General features: G+C 71.4%; 10 protein-coding genes. 6 read left to right on the top strand and 4 right to left on the bottom strand.

Features of this window, described 5'->3' with window-relative positions:
- Nucleotides 1–808: 808 nt before the first annotated feature.
- The 4 genes from BLW43_RS13015 to folD all read left to right on the top strand — a co-directional run bounded on the left by BLW43_RS13015 (nucleotide 809) and on the right by folD (nucleotide 4,865).
- Nucleotides 809–1,789 (top strand): Bug family tripartite tricarboxylate transporter substrate binding protein, encoded by a 981-nt coding sequence (locus BLW43_RS13015; protein WP_093254086.1) that lies wholly within the window; start codon nucleotides 809–811, stop codon nucleotides 1,787–1,789.
- A gap of 79 nt (nucleotides 1,790–1,868) precedes the next feature.
- Entirely contained in the window at nucleotides 1,869–2,363 is a 495-nt protein-coding gene (locus tag BLW43_RS13010) for a tripartite tricarboxylate transporter TctB family protein (RefSeq protein ID WP_093254084.1), read from the top strand.
- Between the two features lie 13 nt (nucleotides 2,364–2,376).
- Nucleotides 2,377–3,888: a tripartite tricarboxylate transporter permease gene (locus tag BLW43_RS13005; RefSeq protein ID WP_093254082.1), complete on the top strand. Its 1,512-nt coding sequence runs from the start codon at nucleotides 2,377–2,379 to the stop codon at nucleotides 3,886–3,888.
- Between the two features lie 83 nt (nucleotides 3,889–3,971).
- Nucleotides 3,972–4,865 carry a bifunctional methylenetetrahydrofolate dehydrogenase/methenyltetrahydrofolate cyclohydrolase FolD gene (folD, locus tag BLW43_RS13000; RefSeq protein WP_093254080.1) on the top strand — a complete coding sequence of 298 codons (894 nt, stop codon included), beginning with the start codon at nucleotides 3,972–3,974 and terminating at the stop codon, nucleotides 4,863–4,865.
- An 8-nt stretch (nucleotides 4,866–4,873) separates the two neighbouring features.
- Here folD and ade read toward each other — a convergent pair whose 3' ends face one another.
- Entirely contained in the window at nucleotides 4,874–6,577 is a 1,704-nt protein-coding gene (gene ade, locus BLW43_RS12995; RefSeq protein WP_093254147.1) for an adenine deaminase, read from the bottom strand.
- A gap of 11 nt (nucleotides 6,578–6,588) precedes the next feature.
- Complete coding sequence (locus BLW43_RS12990; protein WP_093254078.1) at nucleotides 6,589–8,676, bottom strand: molybdopterin-containing oxidoreductase family protein; 2,088 nt, start codon at nucleotides 8,674–8,676, stop codon at nucleotides 6,589–6,591.
- Nucleotides 8,677–8,850: 174 nt separating this feature from the next.
- Between BLW43_RS12990 and BLW43_RS12985 the strand changes: the two genes are divergently transcribed.
- Both BLW43_RS12985 and BLW43_RS12980 read left to right on the top strand, forming a co-directional pair.
- Nucleotides 8,851–9,906 (top strand): SPFH domain-containing protein, encoded by a 1,056-nt coding sequence (locus BLW43_RS12985; protein WP_139284052.1) that lies wholly within the window; start codon nucleotides 8,851–8,853, stop codon nucleotides 9,904–9,906.
- Entirely contained in the window at nucleotides 9,903–10,208 is a 306-nt protein-coding gene (locus BLW43_RS12980) for a hypothetical protein (protein ID WP_139284051.1), read from the top strand. Before BLW43_RS12985 ends, BLW43_RS12980 begins: the two co-directional genes overlap by 4 nt.
- A 43-nt stretch (nucleotides 10,209–10,251) precedes the next feature.
- Here BLW43_RS12980 and BLW43_RS12975 read toward each other — a convergent pair whose 3' ends face one another.
- Entirely contained in the window at nucleotides 10,252–11,382 is a 1,131-nt protein-coding gene (locus tag BLW43_RS12975) for an alcohol dehydrogenase catalytic domain-containing protein (protein WP_093254073.1), read from the bottom strand.
- A gap of 168 nt (nucleotides 11,383–11,550) precedes the next feature.
- The gene (locus BLW43_RS12970; RefSeq protein WP_093254145.1) at nucleotides 11,551–12,399 is read right to left on the bottom strand and encodes a universal stress protein; all 849 of its coding nucleotides are present in this window, start codon (nucleotides 12,397–12,399) and stop codon (nucleotides 11,551–11,553) included.
- Between the last annotated feature and the right edge of the window lie 3 nt (nucleotides 12,400–12,402).

The following is a 12,402-nucleotide window of genomic DNA, read 5'->3' as shown; positions in this document are numbered from 1 at the left end:
AGCCGGTCGCCACATGAGCTTCTGGACCGAGTATATGCGGCGCAGCGCTGTATTATCAGTACTTTGAACACCATAATTTTGCGACGCAGCATTCGCGCATCATCACCCTGCGGGTGATCTCGGCATCACCCGTGCGGCGCCCTGTCGCGCCACCCGTTCGCAAATCCGCGGGGGGCGCCTTGCGGTGATTCTCGGCGACCCTGCCCCGAAACGGGGCGTTTCGAAGGTGGCGCCGCCATGCGGCGCATCGCTCGCGGCGGCGGGCTTGCTCCCAGCCCCGTCGCGAATCATCGCCGTCGCGAGTGGGGACGGGCGCCGCCCCGCGCGACGGCTGCGCCACGGACCGGGAGCGCGACCGAGGCTGCTTCGTGGCCGGCGACCCTCGAGGAGCCCCTGCGCGACGCACCGCGGAACGGTGCGCGAGCAGCCCGAAATGTTCGTGGTTCGTGCCTTTTCGGGCGTGTCGGATTCCGGGACTCGCGGATTCGCGTCGCCTCTCGATGAAGGGGGCGGTGGCCCCGTGGCGCAGATCGCGAAGTCGCCGCCGCTCTGCCCCTGCGGCGCTCGGCGCGCAGAGGGCCGATGGCGCGGCAAGCGCCCATCCTTTGCGGCGACTTGCCGGTTCCCGCGGGCCGCCGGGCCCTCTTTCGGGTGAGCCGACCATCCTCCGTAAGGTGTCGCAATGTTCTTCCAGTTGATCCTTCGAGGGTGATTGATTGTTGCGCGTCAGTCGGCTACCCCCTTGTCATTGCGCATGGCTGCGGCATCTCGTCGCGAACGTTCGCTCAGAAACGATGGGAGGAAGTGCATGACCAAGATGATTTCGCGCCGCATGGCCCTTGGCGGCGTCGCCGCCGCCGCGACCGCCGCGAGCTTCGGGCTGCGTCCGGCCATGGCCGCGGACTGGCGTCCGGTGAAGCCGATCGAGATGGTGATCATGGGTGGCCAGGGCGGCGGCGCCGACCGTCTCGCGCGACTCTTCCAGTCGATCATCCAGAAGAACGACCTTTCGCCCATGCCGATCCTGCCGGTGAACAAGGGCGGCGGCTCCGGCGCCGAGGCGCTGCGCTACCTGAAGGACAAGCAGGGCGATCCGCATGTCATCATGGCCACGCTCAACAGCTACTACACGACGCCGCTGCGCACCGACATCGGCGTGGACATCGCGGAGTTCACCCCGATCGCCCGCATGGCGCAGGACACCTTCGCGCTCTGGGTCCGCACCGATTCCGGGATCACGTCGCTGGAGCAGTATGTCGAGGCGGTCAGGGCCGCCGGCGGCTCCTGGAAGATGGGCGGCACCGGCACCGGGCAGGAGGACAGCCTGCTGACCGCCATGCTCGAGCAGGAATTCGGCCTGAAATACGTCTATGTGCCGTTCAACGGCGGCGGCGACGTCGCCAAGGCGCTCGTCGGCGGCCACATCGACAGCACGGTGAACAACCCGTCCGAGGCGCTGTCCTTCGCGCAGGCCGACCGCGTGACCCCGCTGGGGGCCTTCACGGCCGAGCGCATCCCCGCCATGCCGGACGTGCCGACCATGCGCGAACTCGGGCACGATCTCACCTACGAGATGCAGCGCAGCTTCGTCGCGCCGGGCGGCCTCTCGTCCGAGCAGACCGCCTTCTACCAGACCATGATGGGCAAGCTCGCCGAGATCCCCGAGTGGAAGGAGTACGCCGCGAAGAACGCCCTCGTCACCGATCTCCTGATGGGCGAGGAGCTTCAGGCGTACTTCCTCGGAGAGCGCGAAAAGCACGCCAAGCTGCTGGCGTCGCTCGGGGCCTGAGCCGCCGCTCCGACCCTGCGCCGGCGTGGGCCCAGCCGCCCCGCCGGCGCCACAGTGAGTCATAGTCTGGAGACGTGCGATGCGTATCGCCGAACTGGCGACCGCTCTGGTCCTGATGGGCCTGTCGGTGTGGTTCATGGTCCTCGCAACGGCGCTGCCGATCGGATGGGTTCCCGAGGCGGGGCCCGGCGGCGGCGCGTTCCCGTTCTGGCTCTCGGCCGGGATGTTCGTCTGCGCCGCGCTGATCCTGTGGCGCGAGACCCGCGTCGCGCCGCGCTTCAAGCGCGTGGCGATCTTCATCCACCCGGCGGCGAGCGGTCAGATGGCTGTCGCGGCTGGCGGACTGGTCGCAATGGTGGCGCTGCTGCCGTTGGTCGGCGCATACATCGCCATTCCCGCCTTCATGATCGGCTACCTGAAGGTGATCGGAAAGACGGGATGGGTCACGCCGATTCTGCTTTCCGTGGGGACCGTGCTGTTCATGTTCTTCTTCTTCGAGGTGTCGCTGAAGATATTGCTGCCGAAGGGCTGGACTGAACCGTGGTTCTACCCGCTCTACGCAATGTTCTTCTGAGGGGGGCGCCGCCATGGACATGCTTTCATACCTGGCCGACGGATTCGCGGTCTCGCTCTCGCCTCTGAACCTGGCGGTGGTTCTGGTCGGCGTCACGGCGGGGCTCTTCATCGGCGCCATGCCGGGGCTCGGCTCGGTGAACGGCGTCGCGATCCTGCTGCCGATGACGTTCATCGTGCCGCCGGAGTCGGCGATCATCTTCCTCGCGGCGGTCTATTACGGCGCGATGTATGGCGGCGCGATCAGTTCGATCCTGCTCGGCATCCCCGGCGCCTCGACCGCGGTCGCCACGACGTTCGACGGGCGGCCGATGGCGCAGAAGGGCGAGGCGGGGCTGGCCCTCATCGCCGCCGCCGTCGCCTCCTTCGTCGGCGGGACGATCTCGGTGGTGCTGTTCACGATCCTGGCCGCGCCGCTGGCCGAGTTCGCGCTCGCCTTCGGCCCGCCTGAGGAATTCGCCCTGGTGCTGCTGGCCTTCACCACCTTCGTCGGCCTCGGCGGCGACGACGTGGTGAAGACCATGATGATGATCCTGTTCGGTCTCGCGCTCAGCACCGTCGGGCTGGACATGATCTCGGGCAACCCGCGGCTGGTCTTCTTCGATCTGCCGGGCTTCTACAGCGGGATCAGCTTCCTGATCCTCGCGATCGGCGTCTACGGCGTCGGCGAGGTGCTCTGGACGATCGAGGAGACGCGGGGATCGCCAAAGGTGATGAACGCCCGCATCGGCTTCCGCGACCTCGTGGACGGCGTGAAGAAGCTGGGGCGCACGGTCAGGACGATGACCATGGGCTCCGTGCTGGGCTTCTTCGTCGGCGTGCTGCCGGCGGCGGGCGCGACGCCGGCGGCGCTCATGGCCTACGGCCTCGCCCGCTCCGGCTCGAAGAACCCCGAGAATTTCGGCAAGGGCGAGGTCGAGGGCGTGGTCGCGCCGGAGGCGGCCAACAACGCGGCGTCGACCGGCTCGCTGCTGCCGATGCTCACGCTGGGGATCCCGGGCTCGCCGACGACGGCGCTGCTGCTCGGCGGCATGGTGATGTGGGGACTTACGCCCGGCCCGATGCTTTTCATCGAGCAGCCGGGCTTCGTATGGGGGCTGATCTCCAGCCTCTACACGGCGAACGTCTTTGCGGTGATCGTCAACATCGCGCTGATCCCGCTGTTCGTCTGGGCGCTGCGCATGCCGTTCCCTGTGCTGACCGCCGTGGTGCTGACGCTCTGCGTCGTCGGCGGCTACGCCCCTAATGCGCGGATGCACGACGTCTGGATGATCGTGCTGTTCGGCTTCGGCGCCTTCGTGCTGCGCAAGACCAACTATCCGATGGCCCCGCTGGTGCTCGCGCTGGTGCTTGGGCCGCTGATGGAGCAGTCTCTGCGGCAGTCGCTGATCTCGTCGCAGGGCGACATGACCACCTTCTTCACCCGCCCCATCTCGGGCACGCTGATGGCGATCTCGGTGATCCTGTTCGCCCTGCCGATCATCAAGCGCCTCCGTTCGGCCGGCGCGCTCAAGCCGGCGCAGTAGACGCCTGTGCGCGATCCGGGCCGCGGCGCGTCGGGGGGCGCGCCGCGGCCCGCGACTTTCTCAACACCCGAGGGGACTTCTCAATGACTGCCGATGTGATCGACGGAAAGGCCTTCGCCGCGGGCATTCGCGCCCGCGTCGCCGAAGGGGTGGCGGCGTTCAAGGCGTCGCAGGGCTTCACCCCCGGCCTCGCCGTGGTGCTGGTCGGCGAAGACCCCGCGAGCCAGGTCTATGTCCGCAACAAGCACCGTCAGACGCTTGAGGCGGGCATGGAGAGCTTCGAGCACCGTCTGCCCGCCGACACGCCGCAGGCCGACATCCTGGCGCTGGTGGAGAAGCTGAACGCCGACCCGGCGGTGAACGGCATCCTCGTCCAGCTGCCCCTGCCCGACCATGTCGACGCCGACCTCGTGATCAACTCGGTCTCCGCCGACAAGGACGTCGACGGCTTCCACATCTCCAATGTCGGCCGGCTCGGCGCCGGGCTCAAGGCCATGGTCCCCTGCACGCCGCTGGGCTCGCTGATGCTGCTGCGCGACCGCCACGGCTCGCTCAGCGGGATGAACGCGGTGGTGCTGGGCCGCTCCAACATCGTCGGCAAGCCGATGGCGCAGCTTCTGCTCAAGGACAGCTGCACCGTCACCATCGCGCACTCGCGCACGAAGGACATCGAGGCGGTGTGCCGGGGCGCCGATATCCTCGTCGCCGCCGTGGGCCGGCCCGAGATGGTCCGCGGGAGCTGGATCAGGCCCGGCGCCACGGTGATCGACGTCGGCATCAACCGCATCGAGACGCCCGAGGGCAAGACGCGCCTCGTCGGCGACGTGCACTTCGCCGAGGCGATGGAGGTCGCGGGCGCGGTGACGCCGGTGCCCGGCGGGGTCGGGCCGATGACCATCGCCTGCCTGCTCGCCAACACGCTCACTTCCGCCCATCGCAGCGTGGGCCTGCCCGACCCGGAGGGGCTGACGGCCTGAGCTTTCGTTCAGCCGTCGATCAGCGCGAAGCGGTCGACGTCCACGAGGCCCCTGTCGGTGATCTTGAGGTGCGGGATCACCGGCAGGGCGAGGAAGGCCAGTTGCAGGAACGGCTCCGCGAGCGTCACGCCCAGGCTGCGCGCCGCGGCGCGCAGGTCGATGAGCGTCTCGCGCACCTCCTCGAAGCTGGCGAGGCTCATCAGCCCCGCCATCGGCAACGGCAGTTCTGCAAGCACCACGCCCCCCGCGACGACGACGAAGCCGCCCTCGATCTCGCCAAGCCGGTTCGCCGCCAGCGCCATGTCGGCGTAGTCGGCGCCGACGACGGCGATGTTGTGGTGGTCGTGGCAGAGCGTCGAGCCGATGGCGCCGCCCCGCAGGTCGAAGCCGCGCACCAGCCCGCAGGCCATGCCGCCGTTGCGCCCGTGGCGCTCGATGACGGCGATGCGGGCGAGGCCGGCCTCGGGGTCGGGGCGGCGGTCGCCGTCCGTCACGGCGACGGTCTCGGTCAGGTGCTCTGTGATGATCTTGCCGGGTATGACGCCGATGACGGGCGCGGGACTGGCGCCGGGCCAGCGGAAATCCTCCGCCGCCACGGGCCGCGCCTTCACCGAGGCCCGGCCCACCGGCGGGATCGTCTCGCGCGCCGCGAAGGCCGCGTCGTCGGCGACGCGCCCGCCGCACATCACGAGGCGCGCGCGGCAATCCTCCAGCGTGTCGAGCACGGCGATGTCGGCCCGCCTGCCCGGCGCGATCAGCCCGCGATCCTTCAGGCCGAACGCCTCCGCCGCCGACAGGCTCGCCGCGCGATAGGCCGCCAGCGGCGACCGGCCCAGCGCGATCAGCGTGCGGATCATGTGGTCGAGATGGCCTTCCTCGCCGATGTCGAGCGGATTGCGGTCATCGGTGCAGAGGCAGAGATAGGGCGCGGTGCGCTCGTCCAGCACCTCCGCCAGCGCGTGCAGATCCTTGGAGACGGACCCCTCGCGGATCAGCACGCGCATTCCCTTGCGCAGCTTCTCGCGCGCCTCCGCCGCCGTCGTCGCCTCGTGCTCGGTCCGCACCCCGGCGGCGATGTAGGCGTTGAGATCGCGCCCCGAGAGCAGCGGCGCATGGCCGTCGATGTGGCGGCCGCGAAACGCTTCCAGCTTCTCGAGGCAGCCGGGGTCGCGGTGGATCACGCCGGGGTAGTTCATGAACTCCGCCAGACCCAGCGCGCGCGGATGGTCCATCAGCGCCGCGAGCGCCTCGGCGCCGAGTTCCGCGCCGCTGGTCTCCATCGTCGTGGAGGGCACGCAGGAGGACAGCATAACGCGGATGTCCATGACGGTGCGGGCGCTCGCGTCGAGGAAGTAGCGCAGCCCCTCCAGCCCCAGCACGTTGGCGATCTCGTGGGGGTCGCAGATCGCGGTCGTCACGCCGCGCGGCGCCACGCAGCGGTCGAATTCGAAGGGCGTGACGAGGCTGCTCTCGATATGCAGATGCGCGTCGATGAAGCCGGGGACGAGGACGGCCCCCTGCACGTCGATCACCCGGTCGCTCTCGTAGTCCTCGCCGACGCCGACGATGGTCTCGCGGCAGATGGCGACGTCGCCGGCGATCATCTCGCCGGTCACGAGGTCGAGCGTCGCGCCGCCGCGCAGGACGAGGTCGGCGGGCGCGTCGCCGCGGCCCTGCGCGATGCGGCGCGCGATGTCGCCGGAAGCGCTCATGCCGGGCGCGCTCATGCGGGGCGCGCCCAGACGGCGACATCGTGGAACGCCGCGCCGCCGAAGGGGGCCACCGGGTCGGCCCCGACGAGCGTGTTGATCCCGCGCCCGCCCTTATGGGCGGCGTTGGGCCAGACGCCCTCGGCGATCAGGACGCCGCGCCTCACGCCGTCGAAGAGCTTCGCCGCAAGCAGCACCGACCCGCGGGCGTTGCCGAGTTCGACCTGCCCGCCCTCCTCCAGCCCCAGCGCCGCCGCGTCCTCGGGGTGGATCATCACCGAGGGCGCGCCCTCGCGGCCCAGCGAGCCGGGCGTCTCGGTGAAGGTGGAGTTGAGGAAGTTGCGCGCGGGGCTGGTGGCGAGGCGGAAGGGGCGGGCGGCGTCGGCCAGTTCGATCGCGTCCCACTGGTCGGGCAGCGTCGGCATCGCCCCGATCGGCCCCATAGGTCCGGCGTGGGCGTAGGGCGTGGCGGGCCAGTCGGCGCGGAAGCGGAACCTGCCGCCGGGCCAGGCGAAGCCGTCGCGGTAATGCGCGGTCTCGGGCGGCGGCTGCACGTCGAGCCAGCTGCGCGCCTCCAGATCGGCCAGCGTCCCGTGGCCGGAGGCGCGCAGGGTGGCGTCGGCGATCTCGCGCGGGGTCATCGCGAAGCCGGGATGCTCGGCGCCCAGCCGCGCCGCCAGCGCGGAGATGACTTCATGGTTCGAGCGGCATTCGCCGGGCGCGTCCACCAGCCTGCCGCCCCACATCACATGGCTGTGCCCGCCGCCCTGATAGAGGTCGTCGTGTTCGAGGAACATCGTGGCGGGCAGCACGATGTCGGCCATCGCGGCGGTCTCGGTCATGAACTGCTCGTGCACGGCGGTGAACAGGTCCTCGCGCGCGAAACCGGCCTTCACCAGCGCCTGCTCCGGCGCCACCGAGACCGGATTGGTGTTCTGGATGAAGAGCGCCGTCACCGGCGGGCCGCCGCACAGCGCCTCGGCGTCGCCGGTCAGCACGCGGCCGATCCGGCTCTGGTCGAGGATGCGCACGGCGGGGTCGCGCAGGTCGTGGCCCTCGATCAGCGCCTTGTCCCAGTGGTAGATCGCGCCGTTGTTGTGGAACGCCCCGCCGCCCTCATGCGCCCAGGCGCCGGTGACGGCGGGGATGCAGAGCGCGGCGTGCATCGCCGCGGCGCCGTTGCGCTGGCGCGTGAAGCCGTAACCGAGCCGGAAGTAACTGCGCTTGCGCGCGCCCACGAGATGCGCGAAGGCCTCGATCTCCTCGACCGATAGCCCGGTGATCGCCGCCGCCCATTGCGGCGTGCGGGTGGCCAGATGCGCCTCCAGCGCCTCGGGCGCGTCGGCGTGCGCGGCCATCCACGCGCGATCCGCCAGCCCGTCGCGGAACAGGACATGCATCACGGCGCAGGCCAGCGCGGCGTCCGTGCCCGGCTTCAGGATCAGCGCCAGATCCGCCTGCTCGACGGTGGCGTTGCGGTAGATGTCGACTGCGACGATCTTTGCGCCGCGCTCGCGCCGGGCCTTCGTCGCATGGCGCATCACGTTGACCTGGGTGGCCACGGCGTTGGTGCCCCAGATCACCACGCAGTCCGACAGAGCCATCTCGCGCGGATCGACGCCCGCCAGACGCCCTGTCCCCGCCATGAAGCCGGTCCAGGCCATGTTGGTGCAGATGCTGGCGTACATGCCGGAATAGCGCTTCGCATGGCGCAGCCGGTTGATCCCGTCGCGCATCACCAGCCCCATGGTGCCGGCGTAGTAGTAGGGCCAGACCGTCTCGGGCCCGAGCCGCGCCTCCGCCGCCAGCAGCCGCGCCGCGATCTCGTCGAGCGCCTCGTCCCAGGAGACCGGCTCGAAGCGGCCCGAGCCCTTCGGCCCCGAGCGGCGCAGCGGCCGCGTCAGCCTGTCGGGGTGGTGGATGCGCTCGGCGTAGCGTGCGACCTTCGCGCAGATCACGCCGTCGGTGTAGCTCTGGTCCGCCGCGCCGCGCACCCGGCCGATCGTCGCGCCGTCGATCACCTCGACGTCGAGCGCGCAGGCGGACGGGCAGTCATGCGGGCAGACCGACGGGCGGCGGACGATCTTGGGCGGGGCGTTCATCTTGCGCAGGGCCTCCGGGGCGCATTCCGTCTGAAGACACTGTAGGAGCGCGGGCCGCCCGATGGCCAGCGAACAGGCGCATTCGACGCAAACCCGCGGCGGACGCCGCTTGGTTTGGCGCCCCGCATGACGATATGAGAAACACAGCGCCGCACCGTGCGCGAGGAGATCGCCATGCAGCCCGCCTTCGCGCTCGACCCCGCCAGCATCGCCCTCGCGGTCGGCGTGATCCTGCTGATCCTGCTGGTTCTGGCTGGCGTGCGGATCGTGCCGCAGAGCGAGGAATACGTCGTCACGCGGCTGGGAGCCTATCGCAAGACCCTCGGCGCGGGCGTCAACCTCATCATTCCGGTCATCGACAAGGTGCACGCGCGGGTCTCCATCGCCGATCAGGTGCTGAACGACATCCGGCTCGACGTGGTCTCGAAGGACAACGTCGTGTTCTCCATCGAGTTGCTGGTGGTCTATCGCGTGAAGGTGCCGGAACTGGCGACGTTCCGCGTCAACGACATCCGCGATCTCGTGGTCGGGCTGGTCAAGAGCCTCGTGCGCGCGGAGATCGGCAAGGTCGAGCTCGACATGGTCCAGCAGGACCGCGAGAGCCTCAACCTCGCCATCAGGGCCGCGCTGGCCGCCGCGGGGGACGACTACGGCATCGTCATATCGCGCGCCGAGATCACCGACGTGCAGCTGACCGACAGCATCCAGCGCGCCATGGCGGAGGTGCTGGAGGCCGAGCGCGCCCGTCGCGCCACCATCACCCGCGCCGAGGGCGAGCGCCGCGCGGTGGAGCTGTCGGCGGACGCGGCGCTCTACGAACGGCAGCGCGAGGCCGAGGCCGTGCGCGTCACCGCCGACGCCACCGCCTACGCCAACGGCGTGATCGGGCGGGCCATCGCCGAGCACGGGGCGGAGCCGGCGAGCTTCCAGATCGCCGAGCGCCAGATCGCCGCCGTGCTGGCCCTGGCGTCCAGCCCGAACGCGAAGCTGGTGATGATCCCCGGCGACGTCGCCGACGGCTTCACGCGCGCCGCCGCGCTGCTGGCCGACGGCGGGTTGCCCGCCGGGCCGCGCCCGACGCCGCCGCCGCCGGGCCGAGGCGCTTCGATGGCGCCGTCGCCCCAGTCCTCCTTCGCGACGCCGCCCGCCGCAGGCTCCTCCTCCGGCGGCGCGTCGTCGTCGGGGGGGCTCGGCGCGGCTTCCGGGCCGTGGAGCGGGGGCGGCGCGTGACCGCGCTGCTGCTCGACCCGTGGATCTGGCTGGCCGCCGCGTGCGCGCTCGCGGCGCTGGAGATCCTGGCGCCGGGCTACATCCTGCTCGGCTTCGGACTGTCGGCCGCGGCGATGGCGGGCGTGGCTGCGCTGGCGGGCGGGGCGCTGGCGGAGACGCCTCGGCTCGCGCTGTGGCTGCTCGCGGTCTGGGCGGCGCTGGCGCTCGCAGCCTGGTGGGGTCTGACGCGCGCCTTCGGCCGGCCTTCGCGGGGGCGCTCGGCGGGCGAGCGCGACATCAACGACTTCGACAACAGTCTCTGACGGCGCCCACGCTTTAGGCCGCCACGCTTCAGGCCGCCGCGCGTCAGGCCGACAGGTCGATCAGGTGGCGGATCGCGAGGCCCTCCGCCAGCAGGTCGAAGCCCTCGTTGACGGCGTCGAGGCCGCAGCGCCCGGTCATCAGCCTCTCCACCGGCAGCCGGCCCTGCGCCTGCAGCGCCATGTATCGGGGAATGTCGCGGCCCGGCACGCCGCCGCCGAGATAGCTGCCCCTTACGGTGCGCTCCTCCGCCACAAGCCGCACCTGCGGAAAGCCCACGGTCACGGCGGGGTTGGCGAGGCTGGCCGTGACCGTGCGCCCGCCCCGCCGCGTGACCTCCCAGGCCAGCGTGAACGCCGCCGCGACGCCGGCCGTCTCGATCGCGGCGTGGACGCCGCCGCCGGTCGCGTCGCGCAGCGCCTCGGCGCAGTCGGGGTCGCCCGCGTCGAAGGCGCAGGCGGCGCCCAGGGCTAAGGCGGCCTCGCGCTTGGCTGGATTGACGTCGAGCGCGGCCACGGTCGCGGCGCCCGCCGCAAGCGCGCCCAGCACCGCCGACAGCCCGACGCCGCCGAGGCCGATCACCGCGACGCTCTCGCCGGGCCGGACCTCGGCGGTGTTGACCGCCGCGCCGACGCCCGTCAGCACGCCGCAGCCAAACAGCGCGGCGAGATCCATCGGCGTCTCGCGGGGGATCGGCACGAGCGAGCGGCGCGAGACCACCGCGGCCTCGGCGAAGGCGGAGACGCCGACATGGTGGTGCACCGGCGCGCCGCCCACGGAGATGCGCCGCGCGCCCGAGAGCAGCGTGCCCGCGCCATTGGCCGCCGCGCCGGGCTCGCAGAGCGCAGGCCGGCCCTCCGCGCAGGGGGCGCAGCAGCCGCAGGAGGGCACGAACACCAGCGCCACGGGGTCGCCCGGCTTCAGGTCGTCGACGCCCGGCCCACAGCGCTCGACGAAGCCCGACGCTTCGTGGCCAAGCGCCATCGGCATCGGGCGGGGCCGGTCGCCGTTGATCACGGAGAGGTCGGAGTGGCAGAGCCCGGCGAAGGCGATGCGCACCAGCACCTCGCCGGGGCCCGGGTCGGCGAGCGTCACCGTCTCGACAGAGAGCGGTCGCGAGGCCGCATAGGGCCGCCCGGCGGGAAAGGCGCGAAGGATGGCGGCGCGGACCTGCATGGGACGGCTCCGGATGGGCGGGACGCTCGGCCCGGCATCATCCCGCCGCGGGCGCCGCGCGGCAAGGGCGAGCGGGGCGCCATGCTCGGGAAAGGCGCGCGAGGCGCGCCCAGGCTCGGGAAAGGCGCGCCGGGCGCGCCCAGGCTCGGGAAGGGCGCCTGCGGCCGCTCAGCGGAAGACCAGCGCCGAGACGAGGCTGCCGCGGATCACCTCCGACGTGGTGCTGCCGAGCACGAGGCTGCGCAGCTGGGAGTGGCCGTAGGCCCCCATCACCAGAAGATCGATCCCGTCGCGCGCGACGATCTCGGGGATGGTCCGCTCGGGCTGGCCCTGCTCGAACCGCGCGGTGACGCGCAGGCCGCCGCCCTTGAGTCGCGCGCTCGCGTCGTCCAGCCGCCGGCGGCCCTCGGCGGTCTCGGCCCCGATCGTGACGAGATCGCACTGCGCGTCGCCGAGCAGGCGGGCCTCGGCGATGGCGGCGATCATCTCCTGCGCCTTGGAGCGGCCGTCGAAGGCGATCAGCGCGCGCTTCGGCTCGCGGAAGGCGCGCGCGGCGATCAGCACCGGGCGGCGGCTGGAGCGGACGATGCGTTCGAGGTTGGAGCCCAGATGCAGCTTCGCGAAGTCCGCCGCCTCGCCGCGCTTGCCGACCACGACGATCTCGGCCGTCTCCTCGCGCTCGGCCATGGTCTCGATCAGGTCGCCGGTGCGCAGGGTGACGGCGATCTCGCAGACGCCGAGCGCCTCGATGCGCTGGCGGGCCGCCTCCAGCACCAGCCTTGCGTTGGCCTGAAGGAGCTTGAAGCGCTCGGCGTCCATCTCGGCGAGCTGCTCCAGCAGCCGCTGCTGGCCGTCGACGAAGACGCGCCCCGAGCGGTCGCCGGAGGCGCTGTCGCGCCGTCCCAGCACCTGCAGCAGCTCCACCGACGCGCCGAGGCGGCGGGCCGCCCAGGCCGCATGCTCGGCGACGCTGCCGGAGTAGATCGATCCGTCGAGGCAGGCCAGAACCGTGCTCATCCC

This window comes from Rubrimonas cliftonensis (assembly GCF_900107585.1).
Classification (GTDB): domain Bacteria; phylum Pseudomonadota; class Alphaproteobacteria; order Rhodobacterales; family Rhodobacteraceae; genus Rubrimonas; species Rubrimonas cliftonensis.
This window is presented reverse-complemented; position numbering and strand designations above follow the sequence as displayed.

Bases quoted from the DNA above. Each gene is read 5' to 3' on its own strand.
- BLW43_RS13015 (WP_093254086.1), top strand. From the start codon at position 809: ATGACCAAGATGATTTCGCGCCGCATGGCCCTTGGCGGCGTCGCCGCC.
- BLW43_RS12975 (WP_093254073.1), bottom strand. From the start codon at position 11,382: ATGCAGGTCCGCGCCGCCATCCTTCGCGCCTTTCCCGCCGGGCGGCCC.
- BLW43_RS12970 (WP_093254145.1), bottom strand. From the start codon at position 12,399: ATGAGCACGGTTCTGGCCTGCCTCGACGGATCGATCTACTCCGGCAGC.
- BLW43_RS12990 (WP_093254078.1), bottom strand. From the start codon at position 8,676: ATGAACGCCCCGCCCAAGATCGTCCGCCGCCCGTCGGTCTGCCCGCAT.
- folD (WP_093254080.1), top strand. From the start codon at position 3,972: ATGACTGCCGATGTGATCGACGGAAAGGCCTTCGCCGCGGGCATTCGC.
- BLW43_RS13010 (WP_093254084.1), top strand. From the start codon at position 1,869: ATGCGTATCGCCGAACTGGCGACCGCTCTGGTCCTGATGGGCCTGTCG.
- BLW43_RS12985 (WP_139284052.1), top strand. From the start codon at position 8,851: ATGCAGCCCGCCTTCGCGCTCGACCCCGCCAGCATCGCCCTCGCGGTC.
- BLW43_RS13005 (WP_093254082.1), top strand. From the start codon at position 2,377: ATGGACATGCTTTCATACCTGGCCGACGGATTCGCGGTCTCGCTCTCG.
- ade (WP_093254147.1), bottom strand. From the start codon at position 6,577: ATGAGCGCTTCCGGCGACATCGCGCGCCGCATCGCGCAGGGCCGCGGC.